The 22,543-nt window shown below is 71.0% G+C and carries 24 protein-coding genes; 19 read left to right on the top strand and 5 right to left on the bottom strand.

All coding sequences use genetic code 11. From position 1 onward, the window contains the following. Positions 1–39: 39 nt before the first annotated feature. Positions 40–1,350, top strand: a complete 1,311-nt coding sequence (locus tag IE160_RS11545) for a M23 family metallopeptidase (RefSeq protein ID WP_191151182.1) — start codon at positions 40–42, stop codon at positions 1,348–1,350. A gap of 9 nt (positions 1,351–1,359) precedes the next feature. Continuing rightward, entirely contained in the window at positions 1,360–2,700 is a 1,341-nt protein-coding gene (locus tag IE160_RS11540; protein WP_191151181.1) for a C40 family peptidase, read from the top strand. 138 nt (positions 2,701–2,838) lie between these two features. Here the strand turns inward: IE160_RS11540 and IE160_RS11535 are convergent, their stop codons facing one another. Further along, complete coding sequence (locus IE160_RS11535; RefSeq protein WP_179872687.1) at positions 2,839–3,333, bottom strand: inorganic diphosphatase; 495 nt, start codon at positions 3,331–3,333, stop codon at positions 2,839–2,841. Between the two features lie 78 nt (positions 3,334–3,411). Between IE160_RS11535 and tilS the strand changes: the two genes are divergently transcribed. From tilS to IE160_RS11455, 16 genes are all read left to right on the top strand, one after another. Further along, positions 3,412–4,449: a tRNA lysidine(34) synthetase TilS gene (gene tilS, locus IE160_RS11530; RefSeq protein WP_191151180.1), complete on the top strand. Its 1,038-nt coding sequence runs from the start codon at positions 3,412–3,414 to the stop codon at positions 4,447–4,449. A 33-nt stretch (positions 4,450–4,482) separates the two neighbouring features. Continuing rightward, the gene (gene hpt / locus IE160_RS11525) at positions 4,483–5,040 is read left to right on the top strand and encodes a hypoxanthine phosphoribosyltransferase (protein WP_191151179.1); all 558 of its coding nucleotides are present in this window, start codon (positions 4,483–4,485) and stop codon (positions 5,038–5,040) included. A 122-nt stretch (positions 5,041–5,162) separates the two neighbouring features. Then, the gene (ftsH, locus tag IE160_RS11520) at positions 5,163–7,250 is read left to right on the top strand and encodes an ATP-dependent zinc metalloprotease FtsH (protein WP_191151178.1); all 2,088 of its coding nucleotides are present in this window, start codon (positions 5,163–5,165) and stop codon (positions 7,248–7,250) included. A gap of 9 nt (positions 7,251–7,259) precedes the next feature. After that, positions 7,260–7,844 carry a GTP cyclohydrolase I FolE gene (folE, locus tag IE160_RS11515; RefSeq protein ID WP_191151177.1) on the top strand — a complete coding sequence of 195 codons (585 nt, stop codon included), beginning with the start codon at positions 7,260–7,262 and terminating at the stop codon, positions 7,842–7,844. Then, positions 7,841–8,731 carry a dihydropteroate synthase gene (folP, locus tag IE160_RS11510; protein ID WP_191151176.1) on the top strand — a complete coding sequence of 297 codons (891 nt, stop codon included), beginning with the start codon at positions 7,841–7,843 and terminating at the stop codon, positions 8,729–8,731. The genes folE and folP overlap by 4 nt, the downstream gene beginning before the upstream one ends. After that, a complete protein-coding gene (folB, locus tag IE160_RS11505) occupies positions 8,728–9,102 on the top strand; it encodes a dihydroneopterin aldolase (RefSeq protein WP_191151175.1) in 375 nt (124 codons plus the stop codon). The genes folP and folB overlap by 4 nt, the downstream gene beginning before the upstream one ends. Then, on the top strand, positions 9,099–9,653 hold the full coding sequence (gene folK / locus IE160_RS11500; protein ID WP_191151174.1) for a 2-amino-4-hydroxy-6-hydroxymethyldihydropteridine diphosphokinase: 555 nt from the start codon (positions 9,099–9,101) through the stop codon (positions 9,651–9,653). Before folB ends, folK begins: the two co-directional genes overlap by 4 nt. Further along, positions 9,650–10,114, top strand: coding sequence for a DUF3180 family protein (locus tag IE160_RS11495; protein WP_191151173.1), 465 nt, complete (start codon positions 9,650–9,652; stop codon positions 10,112–10,114). The genes folK and IE160_RS11495 overlap by 4 nt, the downstream gene beginning before the upstream one ends. 28 nt (positions 10,115–10,142) lie before the next feature. Then, entirely contained in the window at positions 10,143–10,661 is a 519-nt protein-coding gene (locus IE160_RS11490) for a PH domain-containing protein (protein ID WP_224744484.1), read from the top strand. After that, complete coding sequence (locus tag IE160_RS11485; protein WP_191151171.1) at positions 10,658–12,379, top strand: PH domain-containing protein; 1,722 nt, start codon at positions 10,658–10,660, stop codon at positions 12,377–12,379. Before IE160_RS11490 ends, IE160_RS11485 begins: the two co-directional genes overlap by 4 nt. After that, complete coding sequence (locus IE160_RS11480; protein WP_191151170.1) at positions 12,376–13,125, top strand: Rossmann-like and DUF2520 domain-containing protein; 750 nt, start codon at positions 12,376–12,378, stop codon at positions 13,123–13,125. Before IE160_RS11485 ends, IE160_RS11480 begins: the two co-directional genes overlap by 4 nt. Beyond that, on the top strand, positions 13,118–13,984 hold the full coding sequence (gene panC, locus IE160_RS11475; RefSeq protein ID WP_179872676.1) for a pantoate--beta-alanine ligase: 867 nt from the start codon (positions 13,118–13,120) through the stop codon (positions 13,982–13,984). The genes IE160_RS11480 and panC overlap by 8 nt, the downstream gene beginning before the upstream one ends. 207 nt (positions 13,985–14,191) lie before the next feature. Further along, positions 14,192–15,706 carry a lysine--tRNA ligase gene (lysS, locus tag IE160_RS11470; RefSeq protein ID WP_191151169.1) on the top strand — a complete coding sequence of 505 codons (1,515 nt, stop codon included), beginning with the start codon at positions 14,192–14,194 and terminating at the stop codon, positions 15,704–15,706. Positions 15,707–15,754: 48 nt separating this feature from the next. Further along, positions 15,755–15,901: a hypothetical protein gene (locus IE160_RS11465; RefSeq protein WP_191151168.1), complete on the top strand. Its 147-nt coding sequence runs from the start codon at positions 15,755–15,757 to the stop codon at positions 15,899–15,901. A gap of 255 nt (positions 15,902–16,156) precedes the next feature. Further along, the gene (locus IE160_RS11460; protein ID WP_191151167.1) at positions 16,157–16,744 is read left to right on the top strand and encodes a hypothetical protein; all 588 of its coding nucleotides are present in this window, start codon (positions 16,157–16,159) and stop codon (positions 16,742–16,744) included. Positions 16,745–16,825: 81 nt separating this feature from the next. After that, on the top strand, positions 16,826–17,011 hold the full coding sequence (locus IE160_RS11455; RefSeq protein WP_191151166.1) for a hypothetical protein: 186 nt from the start codon (positions 16,826–16,828) through the stop codon (positions 17,009–17,011). Positions 17,012–17,059: 48 nt separating this feature from the next. Here the strand turns inward: IE160_RS11455 and IE160_RS11450 are convergent, their stop codons facing one another. From IE160_RS11450 to IE160_RS11435, 4 genes are read right to left on the bottom strand one after another with little or no spacing between them, the layout of a single operon-like run. Beyond that, complete coding sequence (locus IE160_RS11450) at positions 17,060–18,061, bottom strand: pirin family protein (RefSeq protein ID WP_191151165.1); 1,002 nt, start codon at positions 18,059–18,061, stop codon at positions 17,060–17,062. Positions 18,062–18,084: 23 nt separating this feature from the next. Further along, positions 18,085–18,327: a helix-turn-helix domain-containing protein gene (locus tag IE160_RS11445; protein WP_191151164.1), complete on the bottom strand. Its 243-nt coding sequence runs from the start codon at positions 18,325–18,327 to the stop codon at positions 18,085–18,087. Continuing rightward, positions 18,327–19,040 carry a hypothetical protein gene (locus IE160_RS11440; RefSeq protein WP_191151163.1) on the bottom strand — a complete coding sequence of 238 codons (714 nt, stop codon included), beginning with the start codon at positions 19,038–19,040 and terminating at the stop codon, positions 18,327–18,329. The genes IE160_RS11445 and IE160_RS11440 overlap by 1 nt, the downstream gene beginning before the upstream one ends. Next, the gene (locus IE160_RS11435; protein WP_191151162.1) at positions 19,040–19,696 is read right to left on the bottom strand and encodes a hypothetical protein; all 657 of its coding nucleotides are present in this window, start codon (positions 19,694–19,696) and stop codon (positions 19,040–19,042) included. The genes IE160_RS11440 and IE160_RS11435 overlap by 1 nt, the downstream gene beginning before the upstream one ends. Positions 19,697–19,898: 202 nt before the next feature. Here IE160_RS11435 and IE160_RS11430 point away from each other — a divergent pair, with 202 nt between their 5' ends. Continuing rightward, on the top strand, positions 19,899–22,397 hold the full coding sequence (locus IE160_RS11430; protein ID WP_191151161.1) for an ATP-dependent Clp protease ATP-binding subunit: 2,499 nt from the start codon (positions 19,899–19,901) through the stop codon (positions 22,395–22,397). Positions 22,398–22,543 lie beyond the last annotated feature (146 nt).

Raw genomic sequence — 22,543 nt, 5'->3', positions numbered from 1 at the left:
GCACGAAGCGAAGCAGCACGGGGCTCGGGGGGAGCAGGCATGACGACGTCGCACAGCACGACGCTGCCCGGCGCCCCGCAACCCAGCGCCGTGCGGCCCGCGACACCGCGGGGCAGTGCAACGCTGCCCGCAGCGCGCCCGCGCCGAGCATCCCTGCGTCGTCGCGTTCTCTCCACCGTCGGCGGTCTCGCCACCATCGTCATGCTCACCAGCGGCGTCGTCGCCGCGACCGAGCGCCCCGCCTACGCCGTCGACTACCCCTCGTGGGACGACGTGCTCGACGCGCGCCGCAGCGTCGCCGCCGCGCAGACGCAGGTCAAGCAGATTCGTGCCGCGATCGCCGCCATCACCGCCGAGGTCGAGCGCACGCAGGTCATCGCCGAAGAGGCCGGCGCCGCTTACTTCGAGGCTCAGACCGCATTCGACGAGGCCGCCTACACCGCCGACCAGCTGCAGGCCCAGGCCGACGAGGCCCAGGCGAGCGCCGAGGAGTCGCGCCTGCGCGCCGGGCAGTTCGTCGCCGAGCTCTCGCGCAGCGGCGGCGGCGACCTCTCCGCCTCCCTCCTCACCAATCCGGGGCAGGCGGATGCTCTGCTCTCGCGTCTCGGATTCGCCAGCAAGATCACGCAGCAGGCCGAAGGCATCTACGCCGCAGCCCTGCAGGACAAGAACGCCGCCCAGGCCCTCACCGACCAGGCGAACGTCGCCAAGGAGATTCGCGACGAACTGCGCCTCGAAGCCCAGGCCGCCTTCGAGACCGCGCAGGCCGCCGCGCAGGAGGCGCAGGACGCTCTCTTCGCGCAGCAGGAGAACCAGGCGCGCCTGGAAGCGCAGCTCGCCGTGCTCATCGAGAACCGCGAAGCCACCGAGGAGGACTACCAGGCCGGCATCGAGGCGCAGTACGGCGCGGGCGGCAGCCTCGACGCCGGTCAGATCGTCAACGGCTGGGCCAACCCTGTCAACGGGTGGATCACCTCCCACTACGGCTACCGCGTCCACCCCATCTACGGATACGTGCGCCTCCACACCGGCACCGACATCGCCGCAGGCTGCGGCACCAACATGTACGCGGCCTCGAGCGGCACCGTCACTTACGCGGGCCCCAACGGAACGTTCGGCAACTTCGTGCGCATCGACCACGGAGGCGGCCTCACGACCGCCTACGCGCACATTCAGAACGGCGGCATCCTCGTGCAGATGGGGCAGACCATCGTCGTCGGCCAGAACATCGCCAAGGTCGGCTCGACCGGCGCATCCACGGGGTGCCACACCCACATCGAAGTGCGCCGTAATGGAGTAACGGAGAACCCCGTGACGTTCTTCAGCAACATCGGGATTCAGCTTGGGTAGCGGCTGACGATGCGACGCCCCGGGCGCCGCGGTATCGCAGCCGTCACCCTCGTGACGGCTCTCACCGTTGCCCTCGGGGTGACCGCAGCCACCGCGGCGCCCGCCCCGCCCAGCTGGGACGACGTCGAGCAGGCGCGCGGCGACGTCCAGGCCACCCAGCTCGCCATCGCGCGCATCGAAGACGCCGCCCGAGCCGCCGAGCAGACGTACCTCGAGGCGGCGCGCAGCGCCGTGCTACTCGGCGAGGAGTACCACCTCGCCGAGCTCGCCCTCGAGCAGGCCGAAGCCGCCGCCGGCCGGCTCGAGCAGCGGCGCGACGCCGCCCTCGACCGAGCCGCCGAGTCGGGAGCGCGCGCTGCTCAGCTCGCGGCTCAGCTCGCACGATCCGGCAGTGGCGACCTCACCACGGCGCTGCTCACGGGCGACGCCGACGACGCCGACGACCTGCTCTACCGGCTCGGCGCGATGAGCTCCGTCGGCGCGCGCAGCCAGGCCGTCATGGCGCGAGCGATGCAGGACAAGAACACCGCAGAAGCGCTCACCGCCCAGGCCGAGCTCGCCCTCGCCGAGCGGGAGCGCCTCGCTGCGGAGGCGGCCGACTCACTCGCCGAGGCGATCACCGCCGCCGACCGCGCCGAGCAACGCCTCACCGCGCAGCAGACCATGATGGGCGAGCTCGCCGCGCAGCTCGCGAGCCTCACCGGCCGCAGCGAGCAGCTCGAGCGGGACTACCTCGCCGGCCTCGGCGGCGACGAGCCCGCGCCGGGCATCCCAGCGCCGGGCAGCCCTGCGCCCGGCGGCCCCGCCCCGAGCCCGAGCGCTCCGCCGAGCGGCCCCGCGCCGAGCCCGAGCAGCCCGCCGCCCGCGCCGGGGCCGAGCCCGAGCATCCCGCCCCCGTCACCCAGCCCGTCGCCGAGCACGCCGCCCGCACCGAACCCGCCCTCGGTGCCTTCCCCGAACGCGGGCGCCGTCGCGACCGCGATCTCGTTCGCGCGCGCGCAGGTCGGCGAGCCCTACCAATTCGGCGGCCGCGGCCCGAACGTGTGGGACTGCTCGGGCCTCACCATGCAGGCTTACGCGGCCGCGGGCGTCGCCATCGGCGGGCACTCCGCGACCCGGCAGTACTCCACGGCGGCGCAGCGCGACCGGCTCGTGCCCTACGCGCAGGCGCAGCCCGGCGACCTGATCTTCTACTCCACCGGCGGAGCGACATCAGGCTCGAAGTACCACGTGACCCTCTACATCGGCGGCGGCCAGATGATCGAGGCGCCGTACCCGGGCAAGACGGTGCGCATCGTCGCCGTGCGCAGCTACGACCGCGTGCCGTACGTCGCGCGGCCGACCCCGTAGGGCCGGCGTGCGGGGCGCCCGAGTGCCAGGTGCGGGCACAGGGCCGTGAGTGTGCCCGCTAGTGGCAACTGTGCTCGCCCGAGCGCGCGCACTTGCGACTGAAGGGCACAGTTGCGGCGCCGGGCGCCAGCGCGCGGCCTAGTGGTCGGCGGGCGGGACGTACGCCGCGATGCCGGCCTGGATGACGGCCTCGGCGTCGGCGGCAGAGCCCCAGCCCTCCGTCTTGACCCACTTGCCGGGCTCGAGCGCCTTGTAGTTCTCGAAGAAGAACTCGATCTCCTTGCGCGTGTGCTCGGGAACATCCTCGAGGTCCTGGATGTGCGCCCAACGAGGGTCCTTCGCGGGCACGCACACGACCTTCGCGTCGCTGCCGCCGTCATCGGTCATGTTGAAGACGCCCACGGGGCGCACGTCGAGGCCCACCCCCGGGTAGAGCGGGAACTCGAGCAGAACGAGAGCGTCCACCGGGTCGCCGTCGAGCCCGAGCGTGTGCTCGAAGAAGCCGTAGTCGGTCGGGTACACGAAGGGCGTGAAGAGCACGCGGTCGAGAAAGACGCGGCCCGTCTCGTGGTCGATCTCGTACTTGTTCCGGCTGCCGCGGGGAACTTCGATGACGACGGGGTAGGCGCCCATGGGTGCTCCTTGAAAGATGCGAAGAGAGTCGAGAAATCTGCTGGCGGTCGTGCTCCAGGCCGGCCTTAACCTTAGTGGATGCCCACCACACCGCCCGGGGCGCCCGAGCGTCGACCGCGCCTCACCCCGGCGGTCGCCGACGCGCGCCGTGCGGTGCGCGAGAGCCTCGCCGACGTGCCCGAGGGCTCGCTCGTGCTCGTGGCCCTCAGCGGGGGCCCCGACTCGCTCGCGCTCGCCGCGGCCGCAGCCTTCGAGGCGCCCCGCGCGGGGCTGCGCGCGGGTGCCGCGATCATCGACCACGGCCTGCAGGGCGACTCGGCCGCCGTCGCCGAACGGGCCGCCGACGCGGCGCGCGCCCTCGGCCTCGAGCCCGTCGTCGTGCGGCGGGTCGACGTCGGCGCGGCGGGCGGCCCTGAAGCCGCGGCGCGCACGGCGCGCTACGCCGCGCTCGACGCGATCGCCGACGAGCTGCAGGCCGCTGCCGTGCTGCTCGGCCACTCGCGCGACGACCAGGCCGAGACCGTGCTGCTCGGGCTCGCGCGCGGCAGCGGCACGGCGAGCCTCGCCGGCATGGCGGCCGTCGTCGGCCGCTACCGCCGACCCCTGCTCGGGCTGCGCCGCGCGACGCTCGCCGCAGCCTGCACCGACCAGGGCCTCGAGCCGTGGCACGACCCCCACAACAGCGACGTGGCGTTCGCGCGCGTGCGGGTGCGGTCGAGCATCCTGCCCCTGATGGAATCGCAGCTCGATGCGGGCGTCGTCGACGCGCTCGCCCGCACCGCCGAGATTGCGCGCGAAGACTCCGACGCGCTCGAGCACATGGTCGGCGAGATCGCCGAAGAGCTCGTCGACCTCGCTGAGGGGGGATGCTCGTTGCCCGTCGCCGCGCTGCTCGCCAACCCGCCCGCGCTGCGCCACCGACTCATCCGGCTCGTCGCCGACGCTGAGTTCGGGCTCGCCCTCAGCCGCGCGCAGACCCTCGAGATCGCGCGCCTCGCGACCGACTGGCACGGGCAGGGCGCCGTGCACCTGAGCGGCATTAGGGTGGAGCGCGAAGGTGGTCGCATCGTGTTGCGCGCCGTGCCCGCCGACGGCGCAGACTCGCCCGCAGACTGACCAGCACTGGCCCACCAGGACCGAGGAGAACTCTTGGACGTCGAAGACATTCGCTCCGACCTCACCGAGGTGCTCATCACCGAGGAAGAGATTCACGCCAAGCTCGCCGAGCTCGCGCGCCGGGTCGAAGCCGACTACCCCGATGAGCCGCCGCTGCTCGTCGGCGTGCTCAAGGGCGCCGTCATGGTCATGGCCGACTTCGCGCGCGAACTGCGCATCCACGTCGAGATGGACTGGATGGCGGTGAGCTCGTACGGCGCCAGCACGCAGTCGAGCGGCGTCGTGCGCATTCTCAAAGACCTCGACACCGAGATCGCCGGGCGCGACGTGCTCATCGTCGAAGACATCATCGACTCGGGCCTCACGCTCTCGTGGCTGCGGGGCAACCTCGAATCGCGCGGGGCGAAAACCGTCAAGATTCTCACCCTGCTGCGCAAGCCGGAGGCCGCCAAGGTGGAGGTCGAGGTCGAGTACGTGGGCTTCGAGATTCCGCCCGCCTTCGTCGTCGGCTACGGCCTCGACTACGCCGAGAAGTACCGCAACCTGCGCGCCATCGGAGTGCTCGCGCCGCACGTCTACCAGGGCGAGTAACGACCCCGCCGCCTCCCGGCGGGCGGTGCGCCCGAGGCGAACATCGGGGGGCTGCAAAGGTGCCGCGGGGTAGCCTGTGGGAACGTCTCACCGGCAGAAAGGCGCGGGCGCACGCCCACACCATGAACGTTAAGAAACTCCTCCGCGGGCCCTTCCTCTACATCATCGCCGGAGCGATCGTGCTCTGGATCGGCTTCACCCTGCTCGCGGGCCTCGGCGGCTTCCGCCCCATCAGCACGCAGGAGGGTCTCGAACTGCTCGAGAGCGGCCCCGTCGTGTCGGCGAAGATCGTCGACGGCGAGCAGCGCGTCGACCTCGTGCTCGAGGCCGAGACCGAGCAGGCCGAGGAGTTCGGCACGCAGGTGCAGTTCTATTACGTGACGCCGCGCGGCGACGAGGTCATCGCGGCGCTCAACGCCGCCGACCTCGAGTCGTTCGACGACGAGGTGCCCCAGACGAACTTCTTCGTGAGCATCCTCGGGCTCATCATTCCGTTCCTCATCATCGGCGTCATCTTCTACTTCATCCTCACGCGCCTGCAGGGCGGCGGCGGCCGGGTCATGCAGTTCGGCAAGTCGAAGGCGAAGCTCGTCAACAAGGAGGCCCCGCAGGTCACCTTCGACGACGTCGCCGGCGCCGAGGAGGCCATCGAAGAACTGCACGAGATCAAAGACTTCCTGCAAGACCCGACGAAGTTCCAGGCGGTCGGCGCGCGCATTCCCAAGGGCGTGCTGCTGTACGGCCCTCCCGGCACCGGCAAGACCCTCCTCGCGCGCTCCGTCGCCGGCGAGGCGGGCGTGCCGTTCTACTCCATCTCGGGCTCTGACTTCGTGGAGATGTTCGTCGGCGTCGGCGCAAGCCGCGTGCGCGACCTCTTCACGCAGGCCAAGGAGAACTCGCCGGCCATCATCTTCGTCGACGAGATCGACGCCGTCGGCCGCCACCGCGGCGCCGGTATGGGCGGCGGCCACGACGAGCGCGAGCAGACGCTCAACCAGATGCTCGTCGAGATGGACGGCTTCGACCCCAACACGAACGTCATCATGATCGCGGCGACCAACCGCCCCGACATTCTCGACCCCGCGCTGCTGCGCCCCGGCCGCTTCGACCGCCAGATTCAGGTGGATGCGCCCGACATGAAGGGTCGCGCGAAGATTCTCGAGGTGCACGCCAAGGGCAAGCCCATGGCCGAGGGGGTCGACTTCGAGGTGCTCGCGCGCAAGACGCCGGGCTTCACGGGCGCGGACCTCGCCAATGTGCTCAACGAGGCCGCGCTGCTCACCGCGCGTCAGGGCGGTGAGGAGCTCACCGATGTGACACTCGACGAGGCCGTCGACCGGGTCATGGCGGGCCCACAACGCCGGTCACGGGTCATGCGCGACCACGAGAAGCTCATCACGGCCTACCACGAGGGCGGTCACGCGCTCGCGGCCGCGGCCATGCGCAACACCGACCCCGTGACGAAGGTCACGATCCTGCCGCGCGGGCGCGCCCTCGGCTACACGATGGTGCTGCCCCTCGACGATCGGTACTCCGTCACACGCAACGAGCTGCTCGACCAGCTCACCTACGCGATGGGCGGTCGCGTGGCCGAAGAGATCGTCTTCCACGACCCCACGACGGGTGCCTCCAACGACATCGAGAAGGCCACGAGCATCGCCCGCCGCATGGTGACCGAGTACGGCATGAGCGCAACCGTCGGTGCCATCAAGCTCGGCCAGTCGAGCGGCGAGGTCTTCCTCGGCCGTGACATGGGCCACCAGCGCGACTACTCCGAGCGGCTCGCCGAGAAGGTCGACCAGGAGGTGCGCGCGCTCATCGAGCAGGCCCACGACGAGGCCTGGCGCGTGCTCAACGACAACCGCGACATCCTCGACCGACTGGCGACCGAGCTGCTCGAGAAGGAGACCCTCGACCACGTAGCACTCGCCGAGATCTTCGCCGACGTGGAGAAGCTGCCCGAGCGCCCGCAGTGGCTCTCGAGCGAGGATCGCCCGCTGCCCGACCTGCCGCCCGTGCCGATGCCCGCCAAGCCCGCGATCGAAGACCTCGACACAGGAGCCGGCGAGCCCGTCGGCGCCGGCGCCGGGTCGGCCCGCTCGCAGGCTCACGAGACCACAGCGCACGCCACGACAGCGCACGACACCACAGCGCGGCGGGGCGAGGGCTCCGCGTCGAGCGACCCCGAGCAGTCCCCGCGGCGCGAGTAGGCTCCCGCCGTGCCGCCCATCGACTCCCGCCGCATCGAGGCCGCGGTCGCCGAACTGCTCGTCGCGATCGGGGAGGACCCCGCGCGGCCGGGCCTCGCGACCACCCCGCAGCGCGTCGCCGAGTCGTACAGCGAGTTCTTCGCGGGCGTCGGCGTCGACCCTGCACCGCACCTGCACGACGACGTCGAGCTGCAGTCAGACCCCGGTGAGCGCGGCGAGATCGTGCTGCTGCGCGACATCGCCCTGCGCTCCATGTGCGAGCACCACCTACTGCCCTTCACGGGAGTCGCGCACGTCGCCTACCTGCCCGCCGAGCGGCTGACCGGCCTCGGCAGCATCGCGCGCGTCGTCGAGACGGTGGCCTCGCGGCCGCAGTTGCAGGAGCGTCTCGGCGAGGACGTTGCCGAGACACTCGACAGCGCCCTCGCGCCGCACGGCGTGCTCGTCGTCGTCGACGCGCAGCACGGCTGCGTGACCGCTCGAGGCACACGGCAGAGCGGCAGCACGACCGTCACCGTCGCCTCCCGTGGCGCCCTCGCCGACCCCGCGCGACGGGCCGAGGTGATGGCGCTCATCGGGCGGGGCACGACATGAGCGCGGCGACGGCGCACGACACGAGCGGTGTGCAGTCGGCGCCCGCGGCACCGGCGGTGTGGGGCATCCTCAACGTCACCCCCGACTCCTTCAGCGACGGCGGCGCCTACCTCGACCCGCAGCGCGCCCTCGACCGCGCCCGCATTCTCGCCGCCGACGGCGCCCACGTGATCGACGTCGGGGGCGAATCCACGCGCCCCGGGTCGCAGCCCGTGACGCCCGCCGTCGAGCAGTCACGCGTGCTGCCCGTCATCGCCGCGCTCGCCGCCGAGGGGCTGCGCGTCTCGATCGACACCATTCACGCCTCCACGGCGGCCGCGAGCGTCGAGGCCGGCGCCGCGATCGTCAACGACGTGAGCGGAGGCCTGACCGACCCAGCCATGCTCGAGACCGTCGCGGGGCTCGACGTCGACTACGTGGCCATGCACTGGCGCGGCCCCGCCGCCGTCTGGGATGCCGTGAGCGACTACCGCGACGTCGTCACCGAGGTGCGCGATGAGCTGCGATCGCGACTCGAGGCCGCCCTCGCGGCAGGCATCCCGGCCGAGCGGCTCTGGGTGGATCCGGGCCTCGGCTTCGCCAAGCGGCACGATGACTCGTGGGCGCTCCTGCGCTCCCTGCCCGCACTCGCAGACCTCGGGTGCCGCGTGCTCGTGGGCGCCTCGCGCAAGAGGTTCCTCGGCGAGCTGCTGCCGCCCGACCACGATGTCGAGGATCGTGACCTGCCGACCGCCGTCGTGAGCGTGCTCGCCGCCGAGGGCGGCGCCGCGGCCGTGCGCGTGCACGACGCCCACTCGACTGTGCTCGCGCTCGCGACGCGCTCCGCGTGGCGGGGTACGGGCGCGGCGGCGACGTCGGAGCGGGCGCGTCGCGAGGTGCCCGCATGACCGGCGGCTCGCGCGACACCATCACGCTCACGGGCCTGCGCGCTCGCGGACACCACGGCGTGCTCGCCGAGGAGCGCCGTGACGGGCAGGAGTTCGTCGTCGACGTGACGCTCGCCCTCGACCTCGCACCGGCTGCCGCGAGCGACGACGTCGCCGACACCGTGCACTACGGCGAGCTCGCCGAGGCCATCGTCGCCACGATCGAGCGCGACCCCGTCGACCTCATCGAGACGCTCGCCGAGCGCATCGCGGCGCTCGTGCTCGAGCACGCGGCGGTGCACGAAGTCGTCGTGACCGTCCACAAGCCGCAGGCGCCCATCCCCGTGCCATTTGGGGGCGTGGCGGTCACGATCACGCGGGGCCGGTCGTGACGGGCGACGAGGCCGGGCAGGTCGAGGCCGTTGTCGCGCTCGGCGCGAACCTCGGCAACCGCGCGGGCACACTCGACGCCGCCGTCGCCGAGCTCGACCAGTTGCCCGACACCGCGCTCGTCGTCGCGTCGCGCTGGCACGACTCGGTGGCCCTCACGCCCGAGGGCCTCGACCCCGACAAGCCTCCCTACCTCAACGGCGTCGCCGTGCTGCGCACGCGCCTGCAGGCGCACGCCCTGCTGAACGAGCTGCGCCGCATCGAGCTCGCGCACGGCCGCGACCGCTCGGCAGCAGCGCCGCGCTGGGGTGACCGCACGCTCGACCTCGACCTCATCGTGCACGGCGACGCCCGCTTCGAGACCCCCGAGCTCACCCTGCCCCACCCGCGCGCGCACGAGCGCGACTTCGTGCTGCGCCCGTGGCTCGAGGTGCGCCCCGACGCCGTTGTGCCGGGCCAGGGAGCGGTCGCCGAGCTCCTCGCGCGCGTGACCGCTGACCGCGGAGCAACGGGAGAGCCCGCGGCGGCGCCCGAAGTCGGGGGTCGCTCGTGACCCGCACGCGGCCTCGGCCGCTGATCCTGCTCGCCGCCCTCGGGCTCGTGCTCGGCTTCCTCCTCAACACCGTGCTCGCTACGCAGGGCTATGCCGTCCTCGTGCCGCCGCTCTCGCTGGCGCTGGCACTCGTGCTGATCGCCGCGGTGCTCCTCCTGCTCGCGTGGCCCGTGCGGGCCGCCGCCCGAGGCGAGAAGCGCATCGACCCCTTCTACGCCACCCGCGTGGTCGTGCTCGCGAAGGCGAGTGCGCTCTCCGCAGCACTGCTTGCGGGAGCCGCCGCGGGCATCCTCGCCTACCTGCTCAGCCGCGCGGTCGTGCCGTTAGGCTCGACGCTGGCCGCGGGGGCTACGCTCGTGGCGGCGGGGATCCTCGTGGTCGTCGCACTCGTGGCCGAGCATCTCTGCTCGCTGCCGCCGCAAGACGATGAGCTCGACGACGCCGCCGCGTCTACCACCTGAGCGCACCGTGGATCGAGAGGAGGCACGCGTGAGTGCTGAAGACCAGATCGACCGCACCGAGCCCGAGGTTCGGCGCCTCGAGCGCGCTGAGACCGAGTGGCAGCGGGTCTCACCCAAGTACATCGTCGTCGACGTCGTCGGCTACGTCATCTTCGGCGCCCTCATGACCGCGGCCGCGTTCGTGCCCCTCTGGGTGGGCTGGGAGTACGGCTGGATTCTCGGAGTCGGCATGGCCGTGCTCTTCCTGCTCGTCATCGCCTTCACGCCGCGTCGCGTTCGCTCCATCGGGTACCTCCTGCGCGAGGACGACCTGCTCTTCCGCCGCGGCATCATGTTCCAGCGCTTCGTCGCCGTTCCGTACGGCCGCATGCAGCTCGTCGACATCACCCGCGGCCCCGTCGCCCGCGCCCTCGGCCTCGCCGAGCTCAAGTTCGTGACCGCCGCCGCGTCGAGCGGCGTGCTCATCCCCGGCCTGCCGCTCGAGACGGCTGAGCACCTGCGCGACCACCTCGTCGCGGTCGCCGAGACCCGCCGAGCGGGCCTGTGAGCGAGCAGCGCGACGAGCCTCAGGGCCACGAGCCTCAGGCGCAGGAGCCTCAGCGCCAAGAGCCCGAGGGGCCCGAGCCCGAGCCCGCCTCTGAGTCGACTTCTCAGCCGGCCACCCAGCTCGGCGTCTCGACGAGCACCGACCTCGCCGACGGCGAGTGGCACCGGTTGCACCCCGCGACGCCGCTGTTCCGCGGCGGCATCGCCTTCATCGTCGTGCTCGGCATCGTCATCTCCAACTTCCGTGACCGAGCGATCGACTTCTTCTTCGGCGGCGACGGCGACTTCGACGGCGAGGGCGACCCGATCGACTTCATCGTCGAGCAAGAGCTCGTGCTCGTCGCCCTGCTCGCGCTCATCGGGGTGCTGCTGCTGTTCATCGCGGGCTTCTGGCTGTCGTGGCGCCTGCACACCTTCCGCATCACCGACGAGGTCGTGGAGGTGCGGTCGGGCATCCTGTTCCGCACCAATCGCAAGGGCCGCCTCGATCGCATCCAGGGCGTCAACGTGGGGCGCCCTTTCATCCCGCGGCTGTTCGGCGCGGCGAAGCTCGAAGTGTCGGTCGCCGGCAACGACGCCAACGTGCAGCTGTCGTACCTGCACTCGCGCACGGCGGACGCGCTGCGCGCCGACATCCTGCGCCTGGCCTCCGGCGCGCGCCGCGAAGCATCGGGCGGTGCGGGTACCGCTGCCGGTGCGGGCGCGGCGGGCGCGCACGATCTGGGCGGGATGCTCGACGAGCGCGTCTCGGAATTCCTCGCCCCCGAGCTCGACCCGGCACTCGCCGAACCGGAGGCCGTGCTGCGCATGAACCCTGGTCGGCTCATCGGCTCGACGGTGCTGAGCGAGACCACGATCGTCTTCGTGCTGCTCATCATCGGCCTCACGGTCGGCATCATCGTCAGCGGCGAGCTGTTCCTGCTCGTCGGCTTCCTGCCAGCGCTCCTCGGTCTCGGCGGCTACCTCGTCTCCCGCATCACGCGCTCGCTGCGCTACTCGATCGCCTCGACGCCCGACGGCGTGCGCGTCGGATTCGGTCTGCTCTCGACGACGAACGAGACCCTGCCTCCCGGGCGCATCCACTCGGTGCGCGTCAGCCAGCCCCTGCTGTGGCGGCCCTCCGGCTGGTGGCAGATCGCCGTCAACCGCGCCTCCCGCTCCTCGCAGAGCGGCGCGGCCGGCCAGCAGCAGACCACGATCCTGCCCGTCGGCAACCTCGACGACGTGCGCACCGTGCTGCGCCTTCTGCTGCCCGACGTCGCGACCGACGACGTGATGCCCGTGCTCGAGCGCGGCCTCACCTCGAGCGGCCGCACCGAACCGGGTGCAGTGCCCGATGGATACGTGAACTCGCCGCCGCGCGCGCGCATCCTGCGCTGGTTCTCGCAGCCCCGCAACGGGTTCGCGGTGAGCGACGGCGCCGTCATGCTGCGTCGCGGCGCGATCTGGCGCGACCTCACCATCGTGCCCTTCCCGCGCATGCAGTCGGTCTCGGTGCGCCAGGGCCCGCTCCTGCGCTCGCTGCGCCTCGCCGCGATCCAGGTGCACACGGTCGCCGGGCCCATCACCCCGAGCCTCGGAGCGCTCGACGTCACGCAGGCCATGGAGCTCTTCGACACCGTCGCGGGCGGCGCGATCAGCAGCGCGCAGACCGACCGCACGCACCGCTGGCGCTCAGGCTCGGGCGAGGCCTCAGGTTCGGGCGGGGCCGGGGAGTGACGCAGAAGGACGGCCGCCTCGGCATCGGCGTCATCGGGGCGGGTCGCGTCGGCCCCGTCCTCGCCGCCGCCCTCGCCGGTGCCGGTCACGCGATCGTGGGCATCTCCGCACACTCCGAGGATGCCCGCGACCGGGTCGATTCGATGCTGCCGGGCGTGCCCGTGCTCGAGGTGCCGCAGGTCGTCGAACGTAGCGAGCTCGTCATCATCGCCGTGCCCGACGACCAGCTGCCCGACCTCGTGAGCGGCCTCGCGGCCGTCGACGCGTGGCTGCCCGGCCAGCTCGTGCTGCACACCTCGGCGCGCTACGGCGTGCGCGTGCTCGACCCCGCGCGGCCCGCTGGCATCATTCCGCTCGCCGTGCATCCCGCTCTCACCTTCACGGGCACCTCACTCGACCTCGCCCGCCTGCGGGAGGCGTGGTGCGCCGTCACCGCTCCCGGGCCTGTGCTACCCATCGCGCAAGCGCTCGTCGTCGAGATGGGCGCCGAGCCCGTCGTCGTCGCCGAAGAGCACCGCGAGGCGTACGCCGACGCGATCGGCGCCGCGAGCGAGTTCTCCACCGCGATCGTCGGGCAGTCGATCGAGGCCCTGCGCGACATCGGCATCGACGAGCCGGGGCGCGTGCTGAGTGCCGTCGTGCGCTCCGCCGTCGACAACGCGCTGCGCGGTGCGGGCGCCGATAGCATCGACCTCGCAGGGCTCGACGACACGACGTCGGCCCCGCGCAAGGAGAACGGTGACTGACACGACGACCGTGCCCGACCTCGTCACGAGCATCGCGGGGCTGCGTGCGCGACTCGACGCCGCGCGCGCCGACGGCCGGGGCGTCGCCCTCGTGCCGACCATGGGCTCGCTGCACGACGGGCACCTCGCGCTCGTCGACCGGGCGAGGGAGCTCGCCGACGTCGTCGTGGTGTCGATCTTCGTCAACCCGCTGCAGTTCGGGCCGAGTGAAGACTTCGAGCAGTACCCGCGCACACTCGACGACGACCGCGCGGCGCTCGCCGGGCACGGTGTCGACGTCGTGTTCGCCCCCGCCGTCGACGAGATGTACCCGAGCGGAGCATCCGCGACGACCGTCACGGCGGGCGCGGTCGGCGGGCTCTTCGAAGGACGGTCGCGGCCCGGGCACTTCGACGGCGTGCTCACCGTCGTCGCCAAGCTGCTCGGCATCGCCCAGCCCCACCACGTGCTCTTCGGGCAGAAGGACGCCCAGCAGGTCTTCCTCGTGCAGCGGATGGTGCGCGACCTCGACATCCGCACGCGCGTCGAGGTCGTCGAGACCGTGCGCGACGACGACGGGCTGGCACTCTCGAGCCGCAACGTCTTCCTCGACGAGCGCAATCGTGAGGCTGCGCGTGCCCTGCCTCGTGCGCTCGAAGCCGCCCAGTCGGCCGCCGACCTCGGCATCGACGCGGTCGTCGCCGCCGCGCAGAGCGTGCTCTCGGGAGCCACCGGCGTCGAGCTCGACTACTTCGCGGTCGTCGACCCGAGCACCTTCGAGCCCGTGCCCGACGAGCACCACGGGCCAGCCCGCGCGCTCATCGCCGCGCGCCTGGGCGACACCCGGCTCATCGACACCGAGCTGCTCACCCTCGGGTAGCGCGCGCCGAGCATCCCGCCCGTGGTCTGCACCAGCAGACGAGCACCACCTGCGTTCGCTCATTCGGACGCACCGCCGTTTCACACGGCGCGTCGACCGGCGACACGCCGTTCCAGGGTCATGCGCCCGAATGAGCGAACAGGGCTCGCGCGGGGCGTGCTCGGGCCGCCGTTAGGCTTGAGCGGCCACACACGAGGAGACCAGCAGATGAGCGAGACCCCCGCTTCCGACAGCGCCGAGAGCGCCGAGCCGACGATCGAGGAGATCGCCGAGCAGAAGCAGGTGCGCCTCGACAAGCGGGCGAGGATGCTCGCGGCCGGCCTGGACCCGTACGCGATCGGTCTCGAGATCACCGATTCGATCCCGGCGGTGCGCGCGCGCCATGGCGAGCTCGACCCCGACATCGCCACGGGCGAGCATGTGGCCCTCGCGGGCCGCGTCGTGCTCTCCCGCAACACGGGGAAGCTGTGCTTCGCCACCCTGCAGTCTGGTGACGGGGAGCGGCTGCAGGTCATGCTGAGCCTCGCCGTCGTCGGCGAGGAGAGCCTCGACCGGTGGAAGGAGTTCGTCGACCTCGGTGACCACGTGCACGTCACGGGCGAGGTCATCACGAGTCGCCGCGGTGAGCTGAGCATCATGGTGTCGAGTTGGGCGATCGCCGCGAAGGCGATCCTTCCCCTGCCGACCCTGCACAAGGACCTCAACGAGGAGACGCGCGTGCGCCAGCGCTACCTCGACCTCATCGTGCGCGAGCAGGCGCGGCGCACGGTGCGCGCCCGCGCCGCCGCCGTCGCGAGCCTACGGGCGACCTTCGCTGAGCACGGCTACCTCGAGGTCGAGACACCCATGCTGCAGACGATGCATGGCGGAGCATCCGCTCGCCCGTTCATCACCCACTCGAACGCCTTCGACATGGAGCTGTTCCTGCGCATCGCGCCCGAGCTGTTCCTCAAGCGCGCCGTCGTCGGCGGCATCGAGCGCGTGTTCGAGATCAATAGGAACTTTCGCAACGAGGGCGCCGACTCGACCCACAGCCCCGAGTTCGCGATGCTCGAGGCGTACCAGGCGTACGGCGACTACCACCAGATGGCCGACCTCACGCAGGAGATGATCCAGAACGCGGCCGTCGCCGTCTCGGGGTCGCACGTCGTGACGTGGGCCGACGGCACCGAGTACGACCTCGGCGGCACGTGGGACCGCCTGAGCATGTACGACTCGCTCAGCGCCGCTATCGGCGTCGAGATCACGCCGCAGACACCCATGGCCGAGCTGAAGAAGCTCGCCGACGCCGTCGACATCGAGATCACGCACCCCCTGCCCGGCAAGTACGTCGAGGAGCTGTGGGAGCACCACGTCAAGGGCGACCTCGTGCGGCCGACCTTCGTCATGGACTTCCCGGTCGACACGAGCCCGCTCGTGCGCGAGCACCGCAGCCGGCCCGGCATGGTCGAGAAGTGGGACCTGTACGTGCGCGGCTTCGAGTTGGCCACCGCGTACTCCGAGCTCGTGGACCCTGTTGTGCAGCGCGAGCGCTTCGTCGAGCAGGCGAAGCTCGCCGCGGGCGGCGACCTCGAGGCGATGCGGCTCGACGAGGCGTTCCTCACGGCGCTCGAGCACGGCATGCCGCCGTCGGGCGGCATGGGCATGGGCATTGACCGCCTGCTCATGGCGCTCACCGGCCTCGGCATTCGCGAGACGATCCTCTTCCCGCTCGTGAAGTAGTGGGCACAGCGTGATGGGGCGCTCAGCCGGCTCCCGTAGTCTGAGCGCATGAAGAAGGACGACGAGGACCTCTCGCTGCCGGGCGACAAGAAGCCCGCGTACACGATGAACCGCCTCGCGCTGTGGATCGTCGTGGGCGCGTTCGGCGCGTACCTGCTGCTCTCCGGCATCTTCGGGATGCTCGCCCGGGCCTGAGCCGCCCTTCCCGTCACCCGGCACCACGGAGGGGATAGACGCCCCTTTCTATCCCCCCACACTGGGGACTGACGTGCCCTCACTCTCAGGCGTACTGTCGACAACAGTTCGAGGAGTCTGCGACCGGCCCACCCTGCCGGAAACCCGCGCCGACTGCGAGAACCGCTCCCGAACACGCACGTCACCCGATACCCGTACGACGTCGATCGAGCCCCGGCCCGGTCGCGCTTCGCCCAACCCGAATGGCGAACCCCCATGCTCAGCACCCGCCTGCGCCGCCTCCTCCCGGCCGTGCCCGTCGTCGCCCTGACGATCGCGCTCGCCGCCGCGGCGCCGAGCTTCGCCGCCGACTCGATGCGCATCCTCTCGCCGCTGTCGGGCGAGGTCGTGAGCGGCGAGCTGCTCATCGAAGGCTCGATCACGACGAGCGCGCCCACCGACCTCACCGTCGGCCTGGCCGAGCAGCGCCTGGGCGAGTGCGGCCCGCTCGTGATCGAGCGCAGCACGACGGTCGCCGCGTCGACGGCGTTCTCGTTCACGGTGCCGACCCAGCGCTTCTCCGACGGCGTCTACTGCGTCATCGCGCTCGCCGCCGACGGCGCCCTCTCGCACGTCGTGGGCGACGTGACCCTCGTCAACGGCATCGACGACTTTGGCGATCTGCAGCTGCCGACCCTGGGGGGCGACTCCGAGGAGACCCCCGCCGAAGAGGACGTCGTCGAGGCAGGTGGGCCCTTCGAGGGCATCAGCACACTCGCTCCGGTCGTATTCGCCGCGACGGTGGCACTCGGGATGCTCGTGCTCGTGTTCCTCTACGTCGCACGCCGCCGGCTCATCGAGTAGCAACCGTCTCATCGAGCAGCTCGACGGAGCGCACGAGCGCTCGCGGCGGCCTCGAAGGGTGAGGCGACGTATCATGGAGCCATGCCGGAAGAATTCTGGAGCAACGCGCTCTTCTCGGTCACGCCGACGATCGTGCTCGGCCTGATCTTCTGGCTCGTCATGCGCGCGATCATCCGCGCCGATCGCGCCGAGCGCAGCGCCTACTCGAAGGTCGAGGCCGAGGAGCGCGCCAGGCTCGAGAAGCTCACCGCCGACCCGCACGAGTAGCGCGGGGACGAGCATCCCGCCCCCGTCTCGTGGGGTCGCGAGGGTGACCTACTCGCGGGGCTTGAGCCGCACGCCCGGCAGGTCGGGCGCGGGCAGCGGCGCCCCGTCGTAGCCCTCGACGCGGCCGAACCGGCCGGTGGCCGTGCCGCCGTCGATGACGTCGCCCTGCCACTGCGCGCGGAATGCCTCGATCTCGTCGTGGCTGCGGCCGATGAAGTTCCACCACATGACGATCGGCTCGCCGAGGGGCACGCCGCCGAGCAGCAGCGCGCGCACGGGGTGCTCACCCGCCTCGACGCGCAGGGTCGTGCGGCCGGGGCCGCGGTAGCCGAGGTGCGCGAAGGGCACGTCATGGCCGTCGAGCGTGGCGGGGCCGGCGTCGACGAGCAGGCCGTGCTCGAACTCGGGGTCGACCGGCAGCTCGACGACGCCGCCGGCGGGCAGGTCGAACTGCGCGCCGAGCAGGGGGCTGAACAGGCGCAGGGGGCTCGCGGCGTCTTTGCCGAGCGCTCCCATGAACACCCGAACGGTCGCGTCGCCGATCGTGCGCGGCACGGCGGGCGCGTGCTCGAAGAACGGCGTCGTGTGGCGGTCGCTGTCGGGCAGGGCGACCCACAGCTGCGCGCCGTGCAGGCGGCGGGTCGTGGCCGTCGAGACCTCCGAATGCTGGATTCCCGAGCCCGCGGTCATGAGGTTCACCTCGCCCGGCCGCACCAAGGCGTGGGCGCCGCTCGAATCGCGGTGCTCCACCTCGCCCTCGAACAGCCAGCTGACGGTCTGCAGGCCCGTGTGCGGGTGCGGCGGCACGACCATGCCCGCCTCGCGGTCGGTCACGTCGTCGGGGCCGTAGTGGTCGACGAAGCACCACGCGCCGATGAGGCTGCGGGCCCGCTGCGGCAGGGTGCGACGTACGGTCATCGCGCGCGGGCCGCCGAGCGGCACCTCGCGGGGCTCGAGCAGCTCGAAGACGCCCGCGTCGTCGTCCTCGCGCGGGTCGGAGGGTCGTTCGTCGCACACGAGCTCGTCGGGCTCGGTCTCGAGGTTGCTCACGGTGACACCCTACGACGGTCGGGTCAGTCGGCGGGCGGGGCGACGACGAGGAGGTCGCCGACCTCGCAGTCGAGCGCCTCGCAGACCGCGCGCAGGGTCGAGAACCTGATCGCCCGCGCCCGGTCGTTCTTGAGCACCGAGAGGTTGACGAGGCTCACGCCGACGATCTCGCTCAACCGGGTGAGGGTCATGCCCCGTTCGGCCAGCAGCTCGTCGAGCCTGCAGTGGATGCCCGACTCCTCCTCGTCGGAGGCCGCCGGCGGCATCAGACCAGCCCCGCGGTGTCGCGCTGCAGGCGCTCGCCGCCTCGGATGAGCCCTGCCACCACGACGAGCACGAGCCCCACACCGATCGGCCAAACCTCGAAGGTCCAGGTGGGGGGCACGTACACGGCGCCGTCGACCGCACCGGGCCGGAGTGCGAACAACTGCTCATGGGCGCGCGTAGCCGCCGCCATCGCTGCGACCTGCGCAGCGGTCATCCCGATCGCGAGGGTTGCGCCGCCCACGACGAGCACGCGACTGAGGCGCGGCGAGAACGGTTCCGGCGACATCGACTGCTGCGCCAGCCGCGCGATCATGAGGAGCACGGTGACGACCACCGCCGTCGTGATGACCTGCTCCACCGCGACGAGCACACGTGTCGTCGCGTCGAGACCCGTCGCTGTGAGCACGGTCTCGGCCTGCTGCGTCGCTCCGCCCACGACTCGAGCGGCACTGTCGCGCAGTGCGGCGGGCGTCAGCTCGACGTTCGTGATGACGGGGATCACGAGGGTCAAGCGCTCACCGGAAAAGGTCGCGACCAGGGCAACGATTCCGCCGACGATCGTGAGGAGCGATCCCACGATGGCCGAGCCCGCGACGATGCGCGGCAGGAGCGGGCGTCTCGGCCCGTTCGGGGCGTGCTGACTGCCGATGCCGGCGATGAGGAGCACGACGAAGCCGAGCATGACGAGCAGGACGAGGGTGAAGGGATCCATCAGACGAGCCCTTCCGTGTCGCGCTGCAGGCGCTGCCCGAGCTCGAACGCCCCGGCGACGACGATGAGGGCCATGCCCCACGCGAAGGGCGCGAGGTCGAGGTTGAGGCCGAAGCCCACGAAGCCCTCGTAGCTCGGGTCGTCGGCGGTTCCGCCTGCCGTGATGTCGCGGCTGCCGAGGAAGTCCACCACTTCAGCGCGCGCGATCGCCGCCGCGGCCTGCTCGAGCAGTCCGCTGGCGGTGACGAGGATCGCCGAGCTGCCGAGCGCGATCGTCGCCGACCGCGCGAACGGGCGACCCGCGGCGAGACGCGTCGCGACCCAGGCGACGACGAGGCCGAGGCCGACGGTCAGCAAGGCGGCGGAGAGGTGCTCGGTCACGAGCCACGCGCGGGCCTCGCCGCCGAGTCCCGTGACCTCGATGCCCACGCTCTCGTACCGCGCCTCGACGATCGCGTCGCTCTTCTCGGTGAACTCCGGCGTCTCGGCGTTGCCGATGAGCATACCGGGCACGGCGACGCGCTCGTCGGTCGCGAGCGACACGGTGCCGAAGACGGCCCCGACGAGGGCGAGCGCGGCGACGAGCAGCGCGCCGCCCGCGATGATGCGCAGCACGACGCGCTCGGTGCGGGTGGGAGGGGTGGGTGACGAGGGCACGAGCATCCTTATCGTTGATCGTTATTATCGAACATCGTTAACATACGGATGCGCGCCGCCGAGCGCAACCCCGGTTGCGGCAGCGGCCCGCTGCAGAACTCAGGTCACGCCTAGGGCGAACAGGGGCAGTTAACCCAGGTGCCGCTGGTTACCCTCGTTGTACTGGTAGCGATTCGACCCGCTGTCGTGAGGAGAGTGCGAGATGTTCGAACGGTTCACCGACCGTGCCCGTCGTGTGGTGGTGCTGGCCCAGGAAGAGGCCAAGATGCTCAACCACAACTACATCGGCACAGAGCACATCCTGCTCGGCCTCATCCACGAGGGCGAAGGGGTCGCCGCGAAGGCGCTCGAGTCGCTCAACATCTCGCTCGACGCCGTGCGCGAGCAGGTGCAGGACATCATCGGCCAGGGGCAGCAGCAGCCGACCGGGCACATCCCGTTCACGCCGCGCGCCAAGAAGGTGCTCGAGCTCTCGCTGCGCGAGGCGCTCCAGCTCGGCCACAACTACATCGGTACAGAGCACATCCTGCTCGGCCTCATCCGCGAGGGCGAAGGGGTCGCCGCGCAGGTGCTCGTCAAGCTCGGCGCCGACCTCAACCGCGTGCGCCAGCAGGTCATCCAGCTGCTGAGCGGCTACCAGGGCAAGGAGGCCGTCGCCGTCGGCGGCGACAGCCCCAACCCCGACAAGGGCTCGCAGGTGCTGGACCAGTTCGGCCGCAACCTCACCGCCGCCGCGCGCGAGGGCAAGCTCGACCCCGTCATCGGGCGCGAGAAGGAGGCGGAGCGGGTCATGCAGATTCTCTCCCGCCGCTCCAAGAACAACCCCGTCCTCATCGGCGAGCCCGGCGTCGGCAAGACCGCCGTCGTCGAGGGCCTCGCACAGGCGATCGTCAAGGGCGAGGTGCCCGAGACGCTCAAGGACAAGCAGCTGTACTCGCTCGACCTCGGCTCGCTCATCGCCGGCAGCCGCTACCGCGGCGACTTCGAAGAGCGCCTCAAGAAGGTCACGAAAGAGATTCGCACTCGCGGCGACATCATCGTCTTCATCGACGAGATCCACACGCTCGTGGGGGCGGGAGCTGCCGAGGGCGCCATAGATGCCGCGAGCATCCTCAAGCCGCTGCTCGCTCGCGGCGAGCTGCAGACGATCGGTGCCACGACGCTCGACGAGTACCGCAAGCACTTCGAGAAGGATGCCGCGCTCGAGCGCCGTTTCCAGCCCGTCATGGTCAACGAGCCCTCGCTGCCGCACTCCATCAACATCCTGAAGGGGCTGCGCGACAAGTACGAGGCCTTCCACAAGGTGTCGATCACCGACGGTGCGATCGTCTCGGCCGTCAATCTCGCCGACCGCTACGTGCAGGACCGCTTCCTGCCCGACAAGGCGATCGACCTGATCGACGAGGCCGGCGCCCGCCTGCGCCTCTCGATCCTCTCGGCACCGCCCGAGTTGCGCGAGTTCGACGAGAAGATCGCCTCCGTGCGCGCCGACAAGGAGCTCGCGATCGAGAACCAGGACTTCGAGAAGGCCGCCTCTCTTCGAGATGACGAGAAGAAGCTGCTCGGGGAGCGTCTGCGCCTCGAGAAGCAGTGGCGCGCCGGCGAGGTCGCCGCGGGCGGCACCGTCGACGAGGGCGTCATCGCCGAAGTGCTCGCGCAGGCGACCGGCATCCCCGTCTTCAAGCTCACAGAAGAAGAATCCAGCCGACTCATTTTCATGGAGAAGGCCTTGCACGAGCGCGTCATCGGCCAGGAGGAGGCCATCAGCGTCCTCGCGAAGACGATCCGCCGCACGCGCGCCGGCCTCAAGGACCCGAAGCGGCCCTCCGGCTCGTTCATCTTCGCCGGACCGACCGGTGTGGGAAAGACCGAGCTCGCCAAGGCGCTCGCCGAATTCCTCTTCGACGACGAGGGTGCGCTCATCTCCCTCGACATGTCGGAGTACGGCGAGAAGCACACGGTCTCGCGCCTGTTCGGAGCCCCTCCCGGCTTCGTCGGCTTCGAGGAGGGCGGCCAGCTCACCGAGAAGGTGCGCCGCAAGCCGTTCAGCGTCGTGCTGTTCGACGAGATCGAGAAGGCCCACCCCGACATCTTCAACTCGCTCCTGCAGGTGCTCGAAGAGGGTCGCCTGACCGATGGTCAGGGTCGCGTGGTCGACTTCAAGAACACGGTCATCATCATGACGACCAACCTCGGCACGAAGGACATCACGGGCGGCCCGGTCGGCTTCACGATCGAAGGCGACTCCGCCGCGTCCTACACGGCCATGCGCTCGAAGGTCGTGGAAGAGCTCAAGAAGCACTTCAAGCCCGAGTTCCTCAACCGCGTGGACGAGACCATCGTCTTCCCGCAGCTGAGCCAGGAAGAGCTCATGCAGGTCGTGGCGCTCTTCATCAAGCGCCTGCGCGAGCGCCTGATGGATCAGGACATGACGCTCGAGGTGAGCGAGGCCGCGAAGGCGCAGCTCATCAAGATCGGCTGGGACCCGACGCTCGGCGCCAGGCCGCTGCGTCGCGCCGTGCAGCACGAGATCGAGGATGCGCTGAGCGAGCGCATCCTGCACGGAGAGCTCAACGGCGGCGACCACGTCGCGGTCGACTTCGTCGATGGCGAGTTCACCTTCACGACCACGCAGAAGGAGCTCGCCGCGGTCGACGCGGGCCCGGCACCGTCGGCCGGTGAGCTGCCCGCCGGCGAGTAGCAGCGCTCGAGCATCCCGCTCACGGCCGGGTCTGCCCTTCGGGGCGGGCCCGGCCTTTGTGCGTCTGGGCACCCTCTGCTGTTCCCGCCGTCACGACAAACTATTGACACTAGTCAAAAACTAGATAGTCTAGTTTTATGACCGAG

Source organism: Chryseoglobus sp. 28M-23 (genome assembly GCF_014789785.1).
In the GTDB taxonomy this organism is placed as follows: Bacteria; Actinomycetota; Actinomycetes; order Actinomycetales; family Microbacteriaceae; genus Microcella; species Microcella indica.
This window is presented reverse-complemented; position numbering and strand designations above follow the sequence as displayed.